This window comes from Candidatus Deferrimicrobiaceae bacterium, assembly GCA_036504035.1.
Classification (GTDB): domain Bacteria; phylum Desulfobacterota; class Deferrimicrobia; order Deferrimicrobiales; family Deferrimicrobiaceae; genus JANXPS01.
Map to the genome: position 1 here is coordinate 335,457 of DASXVV010000014.1, position 20,225 is coordinate 355,681.

Here is a 20,225-nt window from a genome sequence, read left to right on the forward strand (position 1 = left end):
GGCGGGATCGAGATGTCACGACAAAAAACGGCTCCTGCGAGGGAAAAACGGATCAGGACGATCGGTGCGTTCATCGGTCCGATCGAGCGATTGATCGACGAACTTCGGGACCACGAATTGCCCCAGCGGATCCGGACGTATTCGGAAGCGGCCTCGGACGACCTCGTCCAGGCGCTTCGGCTGCTTTCGGGAATCGAGGGCGCGGGGATCATCGTCCACGGTCCGAGGGGTTGCGCCGCTTCGGTCATCGAAAGCGACCGGCCCGCCAGCGTTGTCGTCACCCATCTGGACGAACGCGACACCATCATGGGATCCGACAGGGCCGTATCGCAAGCGGCCCGGAAGCTCGTCGCCCGCGCCCGGCCATGGGTCATCCTGCTCGTCGGTACTCCCGTCGTCGCCATCAACAATGACGACATCCGATCGACGGCGAGCGAGTTGTCGGAGGAGCTGGGCCTCCCTGTCCTTCCCATATTCTGCGACGGGTTTCGATCCCGGTTCGCGGAGACGGGATTCGACGTGGCGTTCCACGGTCTTCTCAAGCTGATTCCCCGGAGGGACGGTCCTGCCGAAAAGGGGCTGGTCAATCTCCTGTCGATCACGGAAGGAGACGCGGCTGCCGTCCGGATATCGAAGCTGCTCGATGGGTTCGGAATCCGGGTCAATCGGTTGCCTGCCGGCGCCGGTTCCGCGCAATTCGAAGGAGCGGGTCGCGCAGTCGCTTCCGTGGGCATCGATCCCGATGCAACGAGATACCTGGGGCGCGACCTGGCGTCATCCCACGGAATCCCGTTTCTGGACGTGCCGCCCCCCATCGGAGTCGTGGGGACGAAGGCGTGGCTGGAAGCCGTGGCCCGGGCTGCCGGCGTGGAGGAGAAGGTGCCGCTGGTCCATGGGGTAGAACTTTCTAATCTTCCGGCAGGGTTCGGTCGGGCGCTGTCGGGCATGGACGTTTGGATCGGGTTCCCGCCGTCCGTAGCGCTCGCCGCCGCAGGATTGGTGGGAGAGATGGGCGGCCGCGTAAGCGGCTTGTCGGTCGACTACGCGGATGCGGGTCATGCCGCGCGGCTGGACGCCCTTGCGGCGAATCACCCGGCACTGCCGGTCCATGCGGGGGTCGGTCAGACGTTCGAGGCGGTCAACCTGCTGCGACGGAATCCGCCGGCGCTATACATCGGAACGCCCGATCGCGCAGCCGTCGCAACCCGCGCCGGCATTCCGGCCGTGGGCATCCTGCCCGACGAGTTGCTGGGATATCGGGGCGTCTGCGCCCTGGTCCGGCGTGCCGCGAAAGCGCTGAAGAATCGCGGGTTCGCGGACAGCCTTTCCGGTGTGGCGTCTTCGAGGTACCGGGACGGCTGGCTTCGCAGGAGCCCCGACTGGCACATCAAGATGGAGGTGAAGTGACATGGCCCATCCGCTTTATCGGTCTCGAACCGGATGCGCCCTGCACGGCGCCATCCGGGCCGCGCGGGCCATTCCTGGCGTGGTGCCGGTGGTTCATTCGACCGCCGGGTGCAGCGCCCCACGGGAATTCGGAAGCGGGCTGCCCTCGACCGGCATCGTCGAGAAGCAGGTGGTTTTCGGCGGATCGTCGCGCCTCCGGGAACAGTTGAAGAACGCGCTGAAAGTGGTCTCCGGCGACCTGTACGTCGTGCTCGGCGGTTGCGCGCCCGAACTGGTGGGAGACGACATCCCGGCCATGACGAAAGAGGCCGTGGAACAGGGATATCCGGTCATCTGCGCGGCGTCCGCCGGTTTTCGCGGGTCGGCTTTCGACGGGTACCGGTTGTTTCTAAAGGCGCTGATCGAGAATCTGCCGGATGCCCCATCAGGGGGGAACGACAAGATCCCCGGCCTCGTCAACCTGCTCGGGATCGTCCCCGGAGGCCACGCGACCTGGGAAGGCGATCTTGCGGAGCTCGGTCGAGTCCTTGAACGAACGAATCTCAAGGCCAACCCGGTATTCGGATATGGCGGAGGGATCGACGGCGTGCGAGGACTTGCGCGGGCGCAGCGGAGCGTCGTTTTTTCACCGTGGGGGCTCGACGCAGCCAGGCTGCTCGAAGCGCGCTTCGGAATTCCGTGGACCGATGCCGGGGCGATCCCGGTCGGTGCGGCCGAAACCGCCTCATTTCTTGAAGTGCTGGGTCGGGAGGCGGGACTTGGCGCGGACGCCCTCGAAGAACGATTGTCCGACGAAGCGCGACGGGAGCGTCACTTCCTCGACCGGCTGCCCGATACGACGTTCGGTTACGACTTCCAGAAGGATTTCGCCATCGTCGGACCCGGGTCGCAGGCGCTCGGCGTCGCCCGCTTCCTGACCGCAACGCTCGGGTGGCTGCCGTCGCTGGTCGTTGCCACGGACAATCCCCCCGAATCGGCGCGCCAGGCGCTGGATCGTGCCGTGTCCGGAATCCTGCCCGATTTCGGGTCGAAACTGCTGTTTTGCGAGGATGCCGGGGAGATCCGGGACGCGATCGTGGACCGCGATGTGGAATTCGTGATCGGAAGCTCGCTGGAGCGCGAGGCGGCGAACGCGTTGAATATCCCGCTGCTCGAGTGGTCGCCTCCGGTCAGAGACGGACTGATCCTGGAAACGGGTTTCGCCGGCTTCCGCGGCGGTCTCTCCCTCGTGGAAGCGCTGAGCCGCGTGATCCTGTCGTTCGATCAAGTCGATCCCCGCGCACGCCGATGAGTCACGGCGGGCAAGTTTCAATGAAATAAACGCGTTTTTATTTTACCGGTCCGAGCAAGTGGCGAGCCGCAAGAGCGGCAGCCGGAACAAGAAGGAGAACAAGAGCAGCGACTGACCAGTCCACTGGAAGCGCGAATCCGAAAAAGGAGAAGAACGATGCGTGCTTTCAGGTTCATGAACGGGTTGCTGGTATTGCTGGTCCTTCTCGCCCCGATCTCCAGGGCAAGGGCGGACGAGGTGCCGCCTTCGGACGGGCCTCCCTCCACCGGTGCGGAAGCGAACGAGCGGACGGAATACGTGACGCAGACCGACCTGCAGGGGGTCCGGGCGGAGCTCGAGACGCTGCGCGAGCAGTGGACGCGAACCCTCGACAAGAACACCGCGCAGACGTCGCGGCCTCTCACGGTCGGCGGCATCGCGCAGGTCCGCTACACCGCGTCCGAAAACAAGAAGGTCAACAACAGCTTCGACATCGCGGCGCTGATCCTCAACTTTCGCGGAAACCTGCGGAAAGACTACGAGGAGGGGCGGAACGTCGACTACCTGTTCAGCTTCGTAAGCCCCAGCGGTGCGAATGCCAACGGCAGCGCGGATTTCACCGTCCGGCCGCTGGATGCGTACATCAGTTATTTCCTCCTCCCTTCCCTCGACTTCGAAAAGCCGCTGCTGAGCATCACGCTCGGTCAGCAGAAGAAGCCGTTCGGACTCGAGGCGCTCGCGACCGAGGAGAAGAAGCCGACGATCAAAAGCGCGCAGAGCGCCACGACGCTCGGCCTCGATCCCCGCGACATCGGGCTGGTCGTCAAGGGTGACCTGTTCCCGTATTACGACGCCGGCTTCCGGTATCGCGTGCCGTTGGTCGAATACTCGGTCGGCCTGCTCAATGGGAGCGGCCCCAACGCGACCGACGACAACGGGCACAAGGATGTCTCCGGCCGCGTCGTGCTCAACGCGCCCGTCGACTACAACTCCATCTTCCGCGGCCTTTCGCTCGGCGGCTCCGCTTATCTCGGACGCCAGAACGTCGGGGTCGGGACGGCGGTGGCGCAACAAGGCGCGAAGAACCGGTACGGCGTCGACCTGGCTTACGTGAACACCCCGGTCGGCTTCACCGCGGAATATGTGCGCGGGGAGGACGGGAAGCTCCTGTCCGGCACGAGTGTGGACAACGCCGTATTCGGAAAGATCCAGAGCGAGGGATTCACGTTCACGGTCTTCTACAACTTCGGCGAGCAGTTCCTCCGCGGCTTCAAGGCGCAGGACCGCTACGACGACTGGTACCCGCTCACCTTCCAGCCCTTCGTCCGATTCGACCGGTGGGATCCGAATCTCAAGGCGGGCGGCGACCGGATCGACATCACCACACTCGGCTTCAACTGGTTCTTCGCGGAAACGACCAAGCTGCAGCTCAACTACAACAACAAGAAGCAGCAGGGCGTGAATGTCGCGAACAACGAGTTCCTCGCGCAGTTCCAGTTCGGATTCTAGGCAAGCACAGACCCAAAACAACATGAGGAGACCAAGGTCATGAAAAAAATAGTCGCTTCGATCCTGTCCATCGCAATCACCGTCCTCGTGGCGAGCACCATCGCAGCCGTCGCCGCGGAAAAGAAGCCGAAGACGATCTACCTCGGCTCCGCCTACAGCGGCGGCTTCGGCAAGCCGTACTCCGGCGGCGTCATCGGCATCGTCCACGCGCGGGCGCTGCTGGAAGAAGAGTTCAAGAAGGACGGCATCAAGATCGAGTGGTTCTTCTTCAAAGGCGCCGGCCCCGCGACGAACGAGGCGCTCGCGAACAAGACGATCGACTTCGCCTACATCGGCGACCTGCCCGCGATCGTGGGCAAGGCGAACGGCCTGAAGACGAAGTTCATCGCCCCCGGATCGAAGTGGACCCATGTCTACATCAGCGTCCCGAACGACTCGAAGATCACGACCATCAAGGAACTGAAGGGAAAGAAGGTCGCGATCGCCAAGGGAACCAACGCCCAGCTGACTTTCGCCCGGATCCTCGAGGCGAACGGCCTGACGGAAAAGGATCTCAAGCTCTACAACCTGGGGCTGGCCGACGGCGGTTCCGCCCTCAAGACGAAGGACATCGATGCGGCCGTCTACTGGACCGATCAGCTGAACCTGCGCACGCTGGGCGTTTCCAAAATCATCTATTCGACGAAAGAGGCGCCGGTCGACTGGCGGAACACCGGCGGATTCTACGTCACCGAGGCGTTCGCAAAGCAATACCCCGAGATCACCAAGCGGGTGGTCAAGGCCTACGTCAAGGCGGCCCGCTGGGGGTCGGAGGAAAAGAACAAGGAAGAGCTGTTCCAGATCGGCGTCAAGGCCGGCACCCCGCTGGCGGCGATCCGCGAGGAATTCGCGGGGCGTTCGGCAAAGGACATCAACAGCATCTCCTTCGACGATGCTTACGTGAAGCATTACGTCGAAGGCGCCGTGTTCGCCAAGGAACGGGGACTCATCAGGAAGACATTCGACGTCCACGCGTGGATCGACAGGAGCTACCTCGACGAGGCGCTGCGAGACCTCAAGCTTGAAGGGTACTGGAAATAACCCTCAACAAGGAAAGGGGAACGGAAATGTCGTTGATCCTCCGCAAGGAATCGCTGTTCAGGGAATTGTCCTTCGACCAGGTGGTCGAGAAGCACGCAGACGTTTCACCTTTCGTCATCCTGAAGCTCGACCTCCAGCGGCGCGGCATCCGGTTGACGGAAGCGGCGGCGGCGGCCGTCGACACGCCGTACTACCGGTATGCCCGCTCCAACGTCGTCCACGTCAAGAACCAGGACGGGAAGCCGCTGGTCTTCCCCGGCCCGGTCATTCTCCGCGACGGGACCACGGTCCTCACCTCTCCGGTTCCCGGCCAGTTCGAGAACCCGTACACGGTCGACTTTGCCGACGGGAAATACTGGGCGGTGGACGCCGGCCGCCGCGTCGACGAGATCGACTTTACCCCGAGGCCCGATTATTACGGCAAGCTGACCAGCCGCGGGATCCCGATGGAATCGATCGCCAACGCGAGACCGCAGCGCCTCGACATCTCTCCCTACCGGTATTGCCACTACTGGGACACGCAGGACCAATGCAAGTTCTGCGCGTTCTTCACCGACCTCAAGGCGCAGCGGCAGGCCGCGGGAGACGACTTCGAGCGGATCGTGCATCCGGAGGACATCTACGAGACGGTGCGCGAGGCGCTCAAGGAGCCGGGGCGCATCTCCCAGATCAACCTGACCGCGGGCACCGACTACTCGGGTGAGATCCCGTTCGAAAAGGAAGTGGACCGGTACGTCGAAGTGCTCCAGGCGATCGGGCGGAACTTCAAGACGCGCCGCTTTCCGAGCCAGCTGATCGCGCCCGCCTATTCGAAGCGGCAGGTCAAGCGGCTGTACGACGAGACAGGCCTGTCGTCCTACTGCCCCGACATCGAGGTCTGGGACGAGAAGCTGTTCAAGTGGATCTGCACCGGCAAGGAAAAGTGGTTCGGGCGCAACTACTGGATCCAGAGCGCGCTGGACGCGGTCGAGATCTTCGGGAAGGGCAACGTCTACACGAACTTCGTCGCAGGCATCGAGTTCGCGCAGCCGCACGGCTTCACGAGCATCGAGCAGGCGCTGGATTCCAACTTCGAGGCCGCCGACTTCTTCGCGAAGAACGGCGTTGTCTACCTGAGCCTTGTCTGGGTCCCGTGGAAGAGCACCGCCTTCGCGGGGCAGAAGCAGCCGCCGCTCGAATACTACGTCCGCCTGGTGAAGGGACTGGTCGAGATTCGCAGGAGCCACGGCCTGGCTTCCGACAACGACGATTTCAAGCATTGCGGAAACCACGGCGACAGCGACCTTGAACGACTCAACTGACGAAAGGGATAATCGACATGGCAAAGCTGCCTGAAGAACTGGTGAACCTGCTCAGGGATATCGAAAGCATCAAGGTCGTGGCGACCCTGGACGGGGAAGGAGCGCCTCACGCCGTCGTCAAGGGCTCGCTGACGACGTTGGACGGCGAGACAATCGCCTTCAACGAGGGGTTGGAGACGAACATCAGCAACAAGAACCTGGTGCGCAGCATCTGGTTCGACAGGAAAGTCGCGATCAACGTGACCAAGGGTCCGGTCAGCTACCAGATCAAGGGGAAGCCGTACCGGTACCTGATCACGGGATCCATCTTCAAGCAGTTTCTGCTCAAGGCGAGGGAGCGGCGGGGGCCGACGGCGGATATCGCGGGCGTCTGGATCGTCACCCCCGAGGAGGTCCGCAACGAATCGCCGGGCTTCCGGCGGAAACAGGCGGAGGAGGAACGGGGCCAGTTCCACAGCCACCTGGACCTGCTGCGGGCCGAATGAAATGGCCGAAACCCGCACGAAAAGCATGCTCCATCGCTTCATGCTGCTCTCGATCCTAGGCGGCATGGGCATGGGCGTGTCCCAGATCGCGGTGACGCTCTATGCGGTCAGCCTGGGGGCCGATGCTTCGCAGATCGGCCTTATCGGCGGAATCCAGGGGGTGGGTTTGCTGCTCACGGTCCTCCCCGTCGGTTTCCTAGTGGACCGTTTCGGCCCCCGGGTCGTCTTTCTGTTCGGCGGGCTGATGAGCGCGCTGATCTACCTGGCGTTCCCTTATGTCCGGACCGCGCAGCTCCTGATCGCATTCGTGGCGGTGATCGGGTTCTTCACGTCGTTCCGGTTCATCTCCATGAGCAGCGTGTTTCTCGAGTTCCTCGAATCCTGCGGGAACGAGAAGGCCGGGTGGCAACGCGGTTCGCATTCGACCGGGCTGGTATTTCTCGGCCCGATGGCGGGCGCTTTCCTGGCCCGGCATGCCGGATACACCGCGACGTTCTACGCGGTCAGCGGGTCGCTGGTTGCCCTGATTCTGGGAGCAGCCGTCGTGTTTCCCGGCCGGCCAAATGAACCGTCCCGGCATTCCTTTCGCGAAACGCTGGCGCACATCGGGGGGATGTTCAAGGACCGGAACCTGGTCGAGGCGTCGCTTGCCGAGGGGTTGGCGCTGGCGACATTTTCATGCTTCAACGCCTTCATCGTCGTCATCGCAATCCGGACTTTCGGGTTATCGGCACAGGGCGCGGCCATGTTCGTCTCGCTGGAAGGAATCGTCTTCATCGCGACGTTGTTCTCGCTCTGGCGACTGGTGGCAAGGCTCGGGCAGCGCCGCTTCTACTTGTTGAGCATCGGGATCCTGGTTGCCGGCCTGTCCCTTCTCTCCATTTCCCGACATCCGGCGTTTCCGGCCGCGGGGACGGTGCTGGTCGGGATCGGGCTCGGGATGTTCAACCTGGTCAACGTGACGCGGATCGGCGCCACGCCGGGGCGAAAGGGAAAGGTGGCGGGGCTTTTCGCCTTGTTCACGGTCGGCGGATCGATCCTGGGGCCGATTGCCGGCGGCTATATCGGAAAAGCTTTCGGCCCGGGAGCGATCTTCCCGGCATTCATCCCCTTGTTCCTGGCGTTCGGGCTCCGGCTTCACCTGCGGGGAGACGACGAGATTTCGTTCGGCGGCACGCCCTCGCGGGTCGACCACGGCGCGGAAGGAGCTGCCTCGTGAAAATCGCGAAACGTTCGAAATGGGGCGACGCCGCGCTGGGGCTGATCGTCCCCCTGCTGCTGGTCCTGTTCTGGGAAATCGCCTGCCGGCTGGAACTGTTTCCGCCCCAGATCGTCATTCCGCCGCGGCTGGTGCTCGCCACATTTCTGGAACTGCTGCGCTCGGGAGAGCTGGCGGACAACCTCAAGATCAGCCTGATCCGGGTTCTCCTCGGATTTGTCCTGGGAACCGTCTCCGGATTCCTCCTGGGAGCCGGAATGGCGATATCGCGGCCGGTGGAGCGGTACCTATTACCTCTGTTCACCGGCATCCGGCAGGTTCCGGTCCTCGGCTGGATACCGTTGCTGATGATCTGGCTCGGGATCGGGGAAACGTTCAAGGTCGTCTTCATCTCGCTGGGCGCCTTTTATCCGATGACGGTCAATACGTTCGATGGATTTCGCGGCGTGCCGGTCTGTTACGTCGAAGTGGCCCGCGCATTCGGATTCCGGCGGCGGAAGCTGCTGCTGCGGGTCCTTCTGCCGGCGGCACTCCCCTCGATCTTCACGGGAATTCGGATCGCCCTGAACATGTCCTGGATGCTGGTCATCGCGGCCGAGCTGGTCGCGGCGGGGGAGGGGATCGGGTACACGATCACCTGGGGGCGGCAACTATTCCAGATGGATATCGTCATCATGGGCGTCATCCTGATCGGCTTGATCGGCTACGGAATGAATCATCTCGTCGGCTCCGCGGAAGCGGCCTCGCTGCACTGGCGGCGCCCGTTCCAGGCGAAATGAACCGGGAGAATACGATGCGAAAAATCAAGGCAGCGGGTCATAAGGGACTGGACATCGGCCGGGGATTGTTGCTTCCGTCCCTGATTCTCTCGGTCTGGTGGGTCTGTTCGAGCAAAGGCTGGCTGTCGCCGAAACTGTTTCCTTCCCCGGCGCTGGTATTCAAGGAGCTCAAGGTGGTCATCGGCGACGGCAGCCTGCTGGAAAATCTCGGGATCAGTTTCGCGAGAGTGCTCAAGGGGTTTGCACTCGGGGCATCGGCGGGATTCATCCTCGGCTCGGTCCTGGGTCTTTCCAGGACCGCGGAAAGGCTGATCGGGCCTGTCTTCAACGCGATCCGCCAGGTTCCGCTCCCCGCCTGGATCCCGCTGCTCATCCTGGTCAGCATCGGCGAGTTGTCCCGGGTTGCGTTCATCGCGATCGGCGCATCCTACCCCGTGGCCTTGAACACCTTCGAGGGGATCCGGAGCGTCCGAATGGACCTTCTCGAAGTCGGGCGCGTGTTCCGCTTCGACCGCGCGAAGCGATTCCTGTCGATCATCCTGCCGTCGGCGTTCCCGACGATCCTCACCGGGTTGAAACTGAGCCTCGGCGTTTCGTGGACGCTTGTCGTCGGGGCGGAAATCTTCACGACCTCGGGCGGCGGGATCGGGGAAATGATGTGGGTGGGAAGGGAACTCTCCAATATCGAGCTCGTCGTGATCGGGATCGTGACGATCGCGCTGGTCGGCTTTGCGATGAACCTCCTGATCGCAACGCTCGAGAGAACGTTCTCCGTCTGGAGAAAAACGATGACGCAGGGAAGGTGAGTAGCCATGGGAACGGCCGGAACGTTGCAGATCCGCAAGTTGAACAAGAAATTCGTCGTGCAGGGCCGCGAAAACAAGGTCCTTGAAGATATCAACCTCACGATCGAGCCCGGGGAGTTCATCAGCATCATCGGCCTGAGCGGCTGCGGGAAAACGACGCTGCTCCGGCTGGTCGTCGGGCTCGAATCCGAATACGAGGGGGATATCCTCCTGGATGGCCGGAAGCTCAACGGCCCGAGCATCGACCGCGGGATCGTGTTCCAGGACCATCGCCTGTTTCCGTGGCTAAACGTGGAAAAGAACGTGGCGCTCGGCATCGTCGGCAAGAACGACGCGGCGAAGCGGGAGACCGTATTGCGCCACATCGAGCGGGTTGGACTCAAGGGGTTCGAGAAAAACTACCCGCACCAACTTTCCGGCGGAATGTCGCAGCGGGCCGCCATCGCCCGGTCGCTGGTGAACCAGCCCGAGATCCTGTTGTTGGATGAGCCGCTCGGGGCGCTCGACGCGTTGACGCGGATGTACATGCACAAGGAGCTGGAAAGGATCTGGCGGCAGGAAAGCATCACGATGATCATGGTGACGCACGACGTCGAGGAGGCGGTGTATCTCTCCGACAAGATCATCGTCATGTCGGCCCATCCGGGGAAGGTGCAGAAGATCATCCCCGTTCCGCTGGCCCGCCCCCGCGACCGCGCCAGCTACGATTTCGGCCTCGTCAAGGAACAGGTGCTCGAGGAATTCCATCTCCAGTCCGAAAGACATTTCAGCTACGCGATTTGACCGGGATCGTGCTCCTCGGAAATACCGGATTGACATTGTCTATAGGTCTTGTATAGAATGGAGTCAATTCGTGATCGAGGGGCATGGGAATGGCCGACCGGAACGACAAACCGAAGATCGACCTGGGAAACCTGAAATCGGGCGGGTTCATCAAGGAGCGCGGGAAGGATCTGTTCACGATCCGGCTGCGCGTCCCCGGCGGGCGCATGTCGTTCGACCGGCTGAAGAAGATCGCCGAGGTCGGCGAGAAATATGGCGGCGCGTTCGTGCACCTGTCCGTTCGCCAGTCGATCGAGCTGATCAATGTCGATTTCCGTCACTTCGACGCGGTGGTCGCGGAGCTCGGCGAAGCCGGCCAGAAGGTGGCCTCGTGCGGCGCCCGGGTGCGCGTGCCGGTCGCGTGCGGCGGTTGCGAATACAACCCGAACGGGCTGGTCGATACCCAGCAGGCGGCGCTCGACGTCGATGCGCACCTGTTCGGCACCCCGACCGACCACCACAAGTTCAAGGCGGCGTTCGCCGGTTGCCCGTTCGACTGCCCCAAGTCCGCCACCAACGATGTCGGTTTCCAGGGCGCGCTCTGGCCGACGCTCGATCCGGACGCCTGCATCTCCTGCGGCCTGTGCGCCAAGAATTGCGAGCCGAAGGCGATCGTCATGGGCCCGGACAAAAAGCCCGTCTTCGACCCGGAGGCGTGCATCTACTGCGGAGACTGCGTCAAGGTCTGCCCGACCTCCGCCTGGACCGAAGAGAAGCGGGGCTACACCGTGCGGATCGGCGGGAAGTGGGGGCGATCCCCGCTCGTCGGGACGCTCTTCGCGAAGTTCCTCCCTGAATCCGAAGTGATCCCGTTTCTTGAGGCCGTGCTTGCTTGGTACAAGGACAAGGCCTCGAATCTCGGAAGGATTCGTATCGGTGAGATCATCCGCCGGGAAGGGGTCGAGTCTCTGCTGGGCCACCTCCGTGATCGATTCCCAGCGTATATAGTGGAGGGGACGATCCCCCCCCGGAAGATCGAGACCCAGATCGGGAAGGAGAGGTGACCTATGCGCACGGTTGATCTGCGCGGCATTTGTTGTCCCACGAATTTCGTGAAAGCCAAGCTGGCGCTCGAAGAGGTCGAGCCGGAAACCGAAGTGGAATTCCTGCTCGACGACGGGGAGCCGGTCAAAAACGTTCCCCGGAGCCTGAAAGCGGAAGGGCATGCGCTTCTGGGGCTGACGGAACTCGCGGGAGGCGGTTATTCCCTCAAGCTGAAAAAAGGGGCTGACGAATAAGAATTTTTTTATCGATAAAATCTATAAAAACTATAGACCATAAAAGGCAAAGGGAGATGAGATGAAACCGAAGACGATTGTCGCCGCGGCATTGTCCGCACTGTTGCTGGGAGGCGCCTGGGCCGGAGCAGCTTCGGCCGCAAGCGAGACCACGTTGCTCAACGTTTCCTACGACCCGACGCGGGAGCTGTACCAGGACTTCAACACCGCTTTCGCCGCCCATTGGAAGAAGACGACCGGGCAGGACGTGACCTTCAAGCAGTCTCACGGCGGGTCCGGGAAGCAGGCCCGGTCGGTCATCGACGGGCTGGAAGCCGACGTCGTCACGCTGGCACTGGCCTACGACATCGATGCGATCCAGGAGAAGGGGCTGATCAAAAAAGGATGGCAGAAGCGGCTCCCGAACAACAGCGCTCCGTACACCTCCACTATCGTCTTCCTCGTGCGCAAGGGGAATCCGAAACAGATCAAGGATTGGGGCGATCTCGTCAAGCCCGGCATTTCCGTGATCACCCCGAACCCCAAGACCTCCGGCGGGGCCCGCTGGAACTACCTGGCCGCGTGGGGATACGCGCTCAAGCTGAAGGGCGGCAACGACGCCAAGGCCGAGGCGTTCGTCAAGGCGCTCTACAAGAACGTCCCCGTGCTCGATTCCGGCGCCCGCGGGTCGACGAACACCTTCGTCCAGCGCGGGCTGGGCGACGTCCTGCTCGCCTGGGAGAACGAGGCGTTCCTCGCGATCAACGAGCTGGGCAAGGACAAGTTCGAGATCGTGACTCCTTCGGTCAGCGTCCTTGCCGAACCGCCGGTCACCGTGGTCGACTCGGTGGTCGATCGGCGCGGAACCCGCAAGATCGCGGAGGCTTATCTGAAATATCTCTACACCCCCGAAGGGCAGACCATCGCCGCGAAGCACTACTACCGCCCGACCGACAAGAAGATCGCCGCTGCGTCCTCCAAGCTGCCCAGGCTCAAGCTGTTCACCGTCGACCAGCTGTTCGGCGGCTGGCAGAAGACGCAGAAGCGGCACTTCGCCGACGGCGGGATCTTCGACCGGATCGCGGTGAATGCCGCGGCTCCGGCGGCGAAGTAAGCGCGATAAGGAAAGCGGGAAACCGGACATGGCCGCAAGCGGGCATCGACACAACGTGCTACCGGGGTTCGGCCCGGCGCTCGGGTACACGATCTTCTACCTGAGTCTCGTCGTGCTGATCCCGCTCTCCGGCCTGGCGATCCGGTCGGCGTCGCTGACCTGGACGCAGTTCCTCGCGGCCGTCGCCGCCCCGAGGGTGATCGCTTCTTATCGCGTAACCTTCGGGGCGGCGATCGCGGCCGCGGGCGTCAACACGGTTTTCGGATTGCTCGTCGCGTGGGTCCTCGTCCGTTACCGGTTTCCCGGCCGGAAGATCGTGGACGCCCTGGTCGACCTGCCCTTCGCGCTGCCCACCGCGGTGGCGGGCATCACGCTCGCGACGCTCTATTCGCAGAACGGCTGGATCGGGAAGCAGCTGGAGACCGCCGGGATCAAGGTCGCCTACACTCCGCTGGGGATCGTGGTGGCCATGGTGTTCATCGGGCTGCCGTTCGTCGTCCGGACGGTCCAGCCGGTCCTCGAGGATCTCGAGGCCGAGCTCGAGGAAGCGGCCGCCTGCCTCGGGGCGAACCGTTTCCAGACCTTCACCCGGGTCATCTTTCCGGTCCTGCTCCCGCCGCTTTTGACCGGCTTTGCGCTGGCCTTCGCCCGGGCGGTGGGGGAATACGGCTCCGTCATCTTCATCGCGGGAAATTTGCCGATGGTGTCCGAGATCACGCCGCTGCTCATCATCACGAAGCTGGAGCAGTACGACTATGCCGGGGCGACCGCCATCGCGATGGTCATGCTGCTCTTCTCCTTCGCGTTGCTTCTCGGCATCAACCTGCTCCAGAAATACTCGCGCCGTTTTTCGGGATAAGGAGGGCATCGTGCCGAAAAGGAACCACCGTGCGCTTACCGAACCGCCGGCGCTCCGGATCATTCTCACGCTGGTTGCGCTCTCGTTTCTCGCGCTCTTCCTGATTCTCCCGCTGGCCGCAGTTTTCTCCCAAGCGTTAGAGAAAGGATGGGGAGTCTATACAACCGCGCTGGCCGACGCCGATGCCGCATCCGCGATCAAGCTCACCCTCGTGACGGCGCTGATCACGGTTCCGCTCAACACGTTCTTCGGGGTTGCCGCGGCCTGGGCGATCGCCCGCTTCGAATTTCCGGGGAAGGCCTTCCTGACCGCGCTCGTCGACCTTCCGTTTTCGGTGTCCCCCGTCATATCGGGACTCGTCTTCGTCCTGCTGTTCGGGCTCCAGGGGTGGTTCGGCCCTTGGCTGATCGGACACGGCTACAAGGTGATCTTCGCCATCCCGGGCATCGTGCTGGCCACGCTGTTCGTCACCTTTCCCTTCGTGGCGCGCGAGCTGATCCCGCTGATGGAATCGCAGGGACGCGAGGAAGAGGAAGCCGCGCTGACGCTCGGCGCCTCCGGCTGGAAGACGTTCTTCCTCATTACGCTTCCCAACGTGAAGTGGGGACTGCTTTACGGGATCCTGCTTTGCACGGCCCGCGCGATGGGCGAGTTCGGCGCGGTGTCGGTCGTCTCGGGGCACATCCGGGGGGAAACGAACACGATCCCGCTCCACGTCGAGATCCTCTACAACGAGTACAACTACACGGCCGCCTTCGCCGTGGCCTCGCTCCTGGCCGTCATGGCGCTCGTCACCCTGGTGGCGAAGCAGGTCGTCGAATGGAAGGGGCGGTAAAACGATGAGCATCGCGATCGACGGCCTGACGAAGCATTTCGGGGACTATGCGGCGCTCGACGACATTTGCCTCGACGTTCCGGACGGCGAGCTGGTGGCGCTCCTGGGCCCTTCCGGATCGGGCAAGACGACGCTTTTGCGGATCATCGCGGGGCTTGAGGCGGCGGACCGGGGGCGCGTGCTGTTCGACGGGACCGACGTTACGGACACACCGCTCCGCGAGCGGAAGATCGGATTCGTGTTCCAGCATTACGCGCTTTTCCGCCACATGACCGTGGCCGCCAATGTCGCCTTCGGCCTGTCCGTCCGGCCGAGGAAGGATCGTCCCTCCAAGGGCGAGATCCGGGACCGGGTCCGGGAGTTGCTCCGGCTTGTCCAGCTCGACGGGTTCGCGGACCGGTATCCCTCGCAGCTCTCCGGGGGGCAACGGCAGCGGATCGCCCTGGCGCGCGCCCTCGCGGTCCAGCCGAAGGTGCTGCTGCTCGACGAGCCGTTCGGGGCGCTCGACGCGCAGGTGCGGCAGGAGCTCCGGCGCTGGCTTCGCCGGTTGCACGACGAGATCCACGTGACGAGCGTCTTCGTGACCCACGACCAGGAGGAAGCGCTCGAAGTCGCCGACCGGATCGTCGTCATGAACAAGGGGAAGGTCGAACAGGCGGGAACGCCGGACGAGGTGTACGACCACCCGGCCTCTCCCTTCGTGCTCAATTTCCTCGGCCGGGTCAACCTGTTCCGCGGGCGGATCCACGAAGGGCGGGCGCTGATCGGGGATGCGTCCTTCGACGCGCCGGAACATGCGGATGCGGACAATGCCCCGGGCGTCGGGTACGTTCGGTCGCACGACCTGGAGATCGAGCGCGGCTCGAACGGAAGCGACTCTCTTCCGGCGGAGGTACGCCACATCCGGAAGCTGGGCCCGATGGTCCGGGTCGGGTTGACCCTTGCGGAGACCGGGGAAGCGCTGGAGGCCGAGCTGACGCGGGAACAATACCGGAGGCTGGAAATCCGCCCGGGCGAGCACGTCTTTCTCCGGCTTCGAAACGTGCGGGTATTCACCGCGGACTACCAGATATGACCTACCGAAAGGAGATTCGCATGAACGGGCTCCCGTTCCTGACCGACCAGCCGACCCCGGAGGAGATCCTGGCCGCGGGAATGGCCGCAGCCGAAGGACGCGTCTCGCTCGCCTGCTCGTTCTCGATGGAGGACGTCGTGATCATCGACATCGCGCTCAAGGCGGGGCTTACCCCGGGAATCTTCGCGTTGGATACCGGGAGGCTGAACGAGGAAACCTATGAAGCCGCCGACGCCGTCGCCTCGCGTTACCGTCTCAAGATCGACTGGTACTTCCCGGACCGGGAGCGGGTCGAGCGGCTGGAGCGCGACAAGGGGCTCCATTCCTTCTACGAATCGCTCGATAACCGGCACGAGTGCTGCGGGATCCGGAAGGTCGAACCGCTTTCCCGGGCGCTTGCGGGTCTCAAGGGGTGGATCACGGGCATGCGGCGGGAGCAGGGCGTCACCCGGCAGGCGATCCAGCCGGTCGAGCGGGACGCGGCGCATGGCGGAATCCTCAAGATCAACCCGCTCGCCGACTGGACGGAGTCGCAGGTCGTCGCCTACGTGGCGGCACATCGGCTTCCGGTCAACCGGCTGTACCAGCAGGGCTACCGCTCGATCGGCTGCGCCCCTTGCACGCGGGCCGTGCAGCCCGGCGAGCCGGTCCGGGCCGGCCGCTGGTGGTGGGAAGACCCGGAGCAAAAGGAGTGCGGGTTGCACCGTCGATGAGGGGGCTGCCATGAGATTTGGATATCTGCGGAGGTCCGGCGCTTTATACGTCGCCGGGTGTCTCCTTCCTTGGGCACGTCGGATACTTGGGACCCACCGGGACAGGCAGATGCCATTGCTCCCGTAAGAGAGGGGGGTGGGGGTCTGAGCGAAGTGCCGGTGGATAGGAAGGTTGCGGCTGACTACGGAGCGAACGGCCCCCTCCCCCGATCGCAGGGAATCGGGCATCTGCTAAACGTTCGATCGAAGAAAGGGAGAAGTTGAGATGGCGGACCACCTGGACGCGCTGGAGGCGCAGAGCATCTATATCTTCCGCGAGGCGTACCGCAAGTTCGACAACCTCGCGATGCTGTACTCGATCGGGAAGGATTCCACGACGATGATCCACCTGGCGCGGAAGGCGTTTTTCGGGCGCATCCCGTTCCCGCTGGTGCACATCGACACGAGCTACAAATACCCCGAGATGATCGCCTACCGCGACCGGATGGCCGCGGAATGGGACGCCAACCTGATCGTCGGGCAGAACAGGGAAGCGCTCGCCGAGGGGATGGGCCCCGACAAGGGGCGCCTCGTCTGCTGCGAGAAGCTCAAGACCGACGGGCTTTCGCGCATCATCGAGGAGCACGATTTCCACGGGCTGTTCCTCGGCATCCGGCGCGACGAAGAGGGGAGCCGGGCGAAGGAGCGCGTCTTCTCGCCGCGCGACCGCAACTTCGAATGGGCTTACAAGGATCAGCCACCCGAGCTGTGGGACCAGTACAACACGAACTTCGCCCCCGGGACGCACATCCGGGTCCACCCGATCCTCCATTGGACAGAGCTCGACATCTGGGAATACATCCGCCGGGAGAAGATCGAGATCTGCTCCCTGTATTTCGCCCGGGACGGCAAGCGGTTCCGGTCGCTCGGCTGCATGCCGTGCACGAAGCCGATCGATTCGACCGCGGTAACGGTCGACGAGATCATCGAGGAGCTGAAGACCATCAAGGCGCCGGAGCGCGCGGGCCGGGCGCAGGACCAGGAAAACGCCTACGCGATGCAGAAGCTGCGGGCGAAGGGGTACATGTAATGGGAGCTGCCATCGAGCAATCGGAACCGTTGAAGATCGTCATCGTCGGCCATGTCGACCACGGGAAGTCGACGCTGATCGGCCGCCTGTTCTACGACACCGGCAGCATCCCCGAGGTGCGCTACCGGGAGATCGAGGCGACCTGCAAGGCGCAGGGGCGCGAGTTCGAATTCGCCTACCTGATGGACGCGCTGGAGGAAGAGCGCGACCAGAACATCACGATCGACACCGCGTCGACCTACTTCAAGACGGCCAAGCGGCCGTACGTCATCATCGACGCACCGGGTCACAAGCAATTTCTGAAGAACATGATCACCGGCGCGGCGCGCGCCGATGCGGCGATCCTGCTCGTGGACGGCGCCGAAGGCGTTCGCGAGCAGACGCGGCGGCACGCCTACGTGCTGTCCCTTCTCGGCATCCGGCAGGTGATCGTCGTCGTCAACAAGCTCGATATCGTCGGCTACGACCGGGCCGTGTTCCACGCGGTCGAGAACGACATCCGGTCGTTTCTCCACGCCGTCGGCATCGCGCCGTCGTTCGTCATCCCGGTTTCCGCGCGGGAAGGGGAGAACATGGCGAACCGGCTGGGTCATACACCGTGGTACGCAGGGCCGACCGTCCTGGAGGCGCTCGACACTTTCAGCGATACCGCCGTCGACGAGGATCTGCCGCTTCGCCTGCCGGTGCAGGATGTCTACAAATGGGACGGCCGCCGGATCTACGCAGGGCGGGTCGAGGCGGGCGTCGTTCGACCGGGGGATGACGTCGTATTCCTCCCCTCCGGCAAAAAGACGCGGATCAAGACGGTCGAGAAATGGCAGGAACCCGCGCTCGCGCGGGCGCGCGCCGGTGAATGCATCGGCATCACGACCGAGGACGAGCTGTTCGTCGAGCGGGGCGAGGTGATCGCGCCCGCCGACCAGCCGCCGTCCCTGGCGCGCGAGATTCGGGCAAGCGTCTTCTGGCTCGCCGAAGTCCCGTTCCTGTCGGGGAAGACGTACACGCTCAAGCTGGGGACGGCCGAGGTCGAGGCGACCGTCGTCTCGATCGAGGAGCGGCTGGATTCGTCGACGCTCGAGGTCACCGAGCGCCGTGCGCCGGAGCTATCGCCGACCGAGGTGGGCACCGTCGTCTTCTCGCTGAAGAACGACATCGCGGTCGACCAGTGCGCGGATAACGCGCGGCTCGGGCGATTTGTCCTCGAGGATGGCGTCCACATCGGGGGCGGCGGCATCGTCCGCAGCGTGTCGGACGGGGCAGGTCTCTCCGCGCGGCGGATAGATCTTGGGGCGAAACGGATCGACGGCGACGAGGGGAACGTCGTGGATCTCACGTCGGAACGCGGGAACGTCGAGTTCGACGTGTCCGCCGGATTTCTCGATGCGCTTGCCAAGGGGAACCGAGTGCTCATCCGGCTCCGGGATCTCTCCCAGCTGGCGCCGATCGGGCTTCTGGCCTACGAACATTCTTTCCGATTCGAATTCAGTCGTTCGGGCGACCGCATCAACGTGATCCTATGCAATAGCTGAGGCCCTTGCCCTTCCCGCCCCATGCATCGATAATGGTGGGCGTTCCTCCGGTCGCTCATTCGGATCGTCGAAACGCCAGTTCCAGGGGAGGGTGGTCATGCTGCGAAGATGGATGCCGCTGGCAGTGGTCGTACTTGTGTCTTTGGGACTAGGCGCATGCACCCGGTTCGAGAGCACCTATGTAAGGAAGGTCCAGGAAGCCGACAGCCTTGCGAAGCAACTGGCGGCCCAAAAGCAGAAGTACCAGGAATTGTCCGCGGAAAATGCCTCGCTCAAGTCGAAGCTCGAACAGATGACCGCCGAACGCGACAAGTACGTGGCCGATCTCACCGGGATGACCGCCCGACGCGACCAGCTCGCCACCGACCTTGCCGGAATGACCTCCCTGCGCGACCGTCTCGCGGCCGACAACAAGGAGCTCGATAAAGTGCTCCAGGCGAAGTCCGATTCCCTCTCCCAGTCGATCGCCGAGCTTCGCGGCAAGAATGCCGAGCTCGAGAGCCAGAACGCCCAGCTGAAGCAGCAGATCGCCGGCCTCAACCAGCAATTCGCCAACCAGCAGCGATCGCTCGACGAGAAAACCGCGGCGGCGTCCCGCCTCGAGCAGGAGAACGTGAAGCAGCGCCAGGACATCGCCGCGCTTCAGCGGGCCGAGGAGGAGAGACTCCAGAAGACCAGCAAGACCTACGAGGACCTGCTCCAGAAGATGAAGGGCGAGATCGCCCTGGGCCAGATGACGATCACCGAGCTCAAGGGCAAGCTGACAGTCAACATGGTCGACGCGATCCTGTTCGACACGGGCAAGGCCGAGGTCAAACCCGAGGGGATGGAGATCCTGCAGAAGGTCATCTCGATCCTCAAGGACGTCAAGGACAAGTGGATCCGGATCGAGGGGCACACCGACAACGTCCAGATCATCGGACAGCTGGCGAAGAAATTTCCGACCAACTGGGAACTGTCCGCCGCGCGGTCGATCAACGTCGCGCGCTTCCTGCAGGAGCAGGGGATCGATCCCGCCATCCTTTCGGGCGTGGCCTACGGGGAATACCATCCCGTCGCGAGCAACGAGACGCCCGAGGGGAAGCAGAAGAACCGACGCATCGAAATCATCCTGGTTCCGAAGGAGTAGCTGTCAT

The 20,225-nt window shown here is 63.3% G+C and carries 20 protein-coding genes; all 20 read left to right on the top strand.

Annotation, left to right across the window (positions count from 1 at the left end; all coding sequences use genetic code 11):
* Positions 1 to 12 precede the first annotated feature (12 nt).
* A complete protein-coding gene (locus VGK27_13995) occupies positions 13 to 1,407 on the top strand; it encodes a nitrogenase component 1 (protein HEY3491215.1) in 1,395 nt (464 codons plus the stop codon).
* Position 1,408: 1 nt separating this feature from the next.
* Positions 1,409 to 2,698: a nitrogenase component 1 gene (locus VGK27_14000; GenBank protein HEY3491216.1), complete on the top strand. Its 1,290-nt coding sequence runs from the start codon at positions 1,409 to 1,411 to the stop codon at positions 2,696 to 2,698.
* Between the two features lie 156 nt (positions 2,699 to 2,854).
* Positions 2,855 to 4,186 (top strand): porin, encoded by a 1,332-nt coding sequence (locus tag VGK27_14005; GenBank protein ID HEY3491217.1) that lies wholly within the window; start codon positions 2,855 to 2,857, stop codon positions 4,184 to 4,186.
* Positions 4,187 to 4,225: 39 nt separating this feature from the next.
* Positions 4,226 to 5,266 (top strand): aliphatic sulfonate ABC transporter substrate-binding protein, encoded by a 1,041-nt coding sequence (locus VGK27_14010; GenBank protein ID HEY3491218.1) that lies wholly within the window; start codon positions 4,226 to 4,228, stop codon positions 5,264 to 5,266.
* Between the two features lie 26 nt (positions 5,267 to 5,292).
* The gene (locus VGK27_14015) at positions 5,293 to 6,567 is read left to right on the top strand and encodes a radical SAM protein (protein ID HEY3491219.1); all 1,275 of its coding nucleotides are present in this window, start codon (positions 5,293 to 5,295) and stop codon (positions 6,565 to 6,567) included.
* 17 nt (positions 6,568 to 6,584) lie between these two features.
* A complete protein-coding gene (locus tag VGK27_14020) occupies positions 6,585 to 7,052 on the top strand; it encodes a hypothetical protein (protein ID HEY3491220.1) in 468 nt (155 codons plus the stop codon).
* A 1-nt stretch (position 7,053) separates the two neighbouring features.
* Positions 7,054 to 8,271 (top strand): MFS transporter, encoded by a 1,218-nt coding sequence (locus VGK27_14025; GenBank protein HEY3491221.1) that lies wholly within the window; start codon positions 7,054 to 7,056, stop codon positions 8,269 to 8,271.
* Complete coding sequence (locus VGK27_14030; GenBank protein ID HEY3491222.1) at positions 8,268 to 9,050, top strand: ABC transporter permease; 783 nt, start codon at positions 8,268 to 8,270, stop codon at positions 9,048 to 9,050. The genes VGK27_14025 and VGK27_14030 overlap by 4 nt, the downstream gene beginning before the upstream one ends.
* A 14-nt stretch (positions 9,051 to 9,064) precedes the next feature.
* A complete protein-coding gene (locus VGK27_14035; GenBank protein ID HEY3491223.1) occupies positions 9,065 to 9,856 on the top strand; it encodes an ABC transporter permease in 792 nt (263 codons plus the stop codon).
* A 6-nt stretch (positions 9,857 to 9,862) separates the two neighbouring features.
* Complete coding sequence (locus VGK27_14040; protein ID HEY3491224.1) at positions 9,863 to 10,639, top strand: ABC transporter ATP-binding protein; 777 nt, start codon at positions 9,863 to 9,865, stop codon at positions 10,637 to 10,639.
* Between the two features lie 89 nt (positions 10,640 to 10,728).
* Positions 10,729 to 11,682, top strand: coding sequence for a 4Fe-4S binding protein (locus VGK27_14045; GenBank protein ID HEY3491225.1), 954 nt, complete (start codon positions 10,729 to 10,731; stop codon positions 11,680 to 11,682).
* Between the two features lie 3 nt (positions 11,683 to 11,685).
* Positions 11,686 to 11,916: a sulfurtransferase TusA family protein gene (locus VGK27_14050; protein ID HEY3491226.1), complete on the top strand. Its 231-nt coding sequence runs from the start codon at positions 11,686 to 11,688 to the stop codon at positions 11,914 to 11,916.
* Positions 11,917 to 11,977: 61 nt separating this feature from the next.
* A complete protein-coding gene (locus VGK27_14055) occupies positions 11,978 to 13,009 on the top strand; it encodes a sulfate ABC transporter substrate-binding protein (protein HEY3491227.1) in 1,032 nt (343 codons plus the stop codon).
* Between the two features lie 28 nt (positions 13,010 to 13,037).
* Positions 13,038 to 13,868 (top strand): sulfate ABC transporter permease subunit CysT, encoded by an 831-nt coding sequence (gene cysT, locus VGK27_14060; GenBank protein ID HEY3491228.1) that lies wholly within the window; start codon positions 13,038 to 13,040, stop codon positions 13,866 to 13,868.
* 10 nt (positions 13,869 to 13,878) lie between these two features.
* Complete coding sequence (cysW, locus tag VGK27_14065) at positions 13,879 to 14,703, top strand: sulfate ABC transporter permease subunit CysW (protein ID HEY3491229.1); 825 nt, start codon at positions 13,879 to 13,881, stop codon at positions 14,701 to 14,703.
* Positions 14,704 to 14,707: 4 nt separating this feature from the next.
* Positions 14,708 to 15,778: a sulfate ABC transporter ATP-binding protein gene (locus VGK27_14070; GenBank protein ID HEY3491230.1), complete on the top strand. Its 1,071-nt coding sequence runs from the start codon at positions 14,708 to 14,710 to the stop codon at positions 15,776 to 15,778.
* A 20-nt stretch (positions 15,779 to 15,798) separates the two neighbouring features.
* A complete protein-coding gene (locus tag VGK27_14075; GenBank protein ID HEY3491231.1) occupies positions 15,799 to 16,491 on the top strand; it encodes a phosphoadenylyl-sulfate reductase in 693 nt (230 codons plus the stop codon).
* 265 nt (positions 16,492 to 16,756) lie between these two features.
* The gene (gene cysD, locus VGK27_14080; protein HEY3491232.1) at positions 16,757 to 17,560 is read left to right on the top strand and encodes a sulfate adenylyltransferase subunit CysD; all 804 of its coding nucleotides are present in this window, start codon (positions 16,757 to 16,759) and stop codon (positions 17,558 to 17,560) included.
* Entirely contained in the window at positions 17,560 to 19,089 is a 1,530-nt protein-coding gene (locus tag VGK27_14085) for a GTP-binding protein (protein HEY3491233.1), read from the top strand. Before cysD ends, VGK27_14085 begins: the two co-directional genes overlap by 1 nt.
* A 97-nt stretch (positions 19,090 to 19,186) precedes the next feature.
* Positions 19,187 to 20,218, top strand: a complete 1,032-nt coding sequence (locus VGK27_14090) for an OmpA family protein (protein ID HEY3491234.1) — start codon at positions 19,187 to 19,189, stop codon at positions 20,216 to 20,218.
* Positions 20,219 to 20,225 lie beyond the last annotated feature (7 nt).

Excerpts from the sequence above, each read along its gene's own strand:
- VGK27_14075 (HEY3491231.1), top strand. The coding sequence starts at position 15,799 with ATGAACGGGCTCCCGTTCCTGACCGACCAGCCGACCCCGGAGGAGATC.
- VGK27_14070 (HEY3491230.1), top strand. The coding sequence starts at position 14,708 with ATGAGCATCGCGATCGACGGCCTGACGAAGCATTTCGGGGACTATGCG.
- cysD (HEY3491232.1), top strand. The coding sequence starts at position 16,757 with ATGGCGGACCACCTGGACGCGCTGGAGGCGCAGAGCATCTATATCTTC.
- VGK27_14025 (HEY3491221.1), top strand. The coding sequence starts at position 7,054 with ATGGCCGAAACCCGCACGAAAAGCATGCTCCATCGCTTCATGCTGCTC.
- VGK27_14010 (HEY3491218.1), top strand. The coding sequence starts at position 4,226 with ATGAAAAAAATAGTCGCTTCGATCCTGTCCATCGCAATCACCGTCCTC.
- VGK27_14005 (HEY3491217.1), top strand. The coding sequence starts at position 2,855 with ATGCGTGCTTTCAGGTTCATGAACGGGTTGCTGGTATTGCTGGTCCTT.
- VGK27_14020 (HEY3491220.1), top strand. The coding sequence starts at position 6,585 with ATGGCAAAGCTGCCTGAAGAACTGGTGAACCTGCTCAGGGATATCGAA.
- VGK27_14040 (HEY3491224.1), top strand. The coding sequence starts at position 9,863 with ATGGGAACGGCCGGAACGTTGCAGATCCGCAAGTTGAACAAGAAATTC.
- VGK27_14045 (HEY3491225.1), top strand. The coding sequence starts at position 10,729 with ATGGCCGACCGGAACGACAAACCGAAGATCGACCTGGGAAACCTGAAA.
- VGK27_14085 (HEY3491233.1), top strand. The coding sequence starts at position 17,560 with ATGGGAGCTGCCATCGAGCAATCGGAACCGTTGAAGATCGTCATCGTC.
- VGK27_14000 (HEY3491216.1), top strand. The coding sequence starts at position 1,409 with ATGGCCCATCCGCTTTATCGGTCTCGAACCGGATGCGCCCTGCACGGC.
- VGK27_14055 (HEY3491227.1), top strand. The coding sequence starts at position 11,978 with ATGAAACCGAAGACGATTGTCGCCGCGGCATTGTCCGCACTGTTGCTG.
- VGK27_13995 (HEY3491215.1), top strand. The coding sequence starts at position 13 with ATGTCACGACAAAAAACGGCTCCTGCGAGGGAAAAACGGATCAGGACG.
- VGK27_14035 (HEY3491223.1), top strand. The coding sequence starts at position 9,065 with ATGCGAAAAATCAAGGCAGCGGGTCATAAGGGACTGGACATCGGCCGG.
- cysT (HEY3491228.1), top strand. The coding sequence starts at position 13,038 with ATGGCCGCAAGCGGGCATCGACACAACGTGCTACCGGGGTTCGGCCCG.
- VGK27_14015 (HEY3491219.1), top strand. The coding sequence starts at position 5,293 with ATGTCGTTGATCCTCCGCAAGGAATCGCTGTTCAGGGAATTGTCCTTC.
- VGK27_14090 (HEY3491234.1), top strand. The coding sequence starts at position 19,187 with ATGCTGCGAAGATGGATGCCGCTGGCAGTGGTCGTACTTGTGTCTTTG.
- VGK27_14050 (HEY3491226.1), top strand. The coding sequence starts at position 11,686 with ATGCGCACGGTTGATCTGCGCGGCATTTGTTGTCCCACGAATTTCGTG.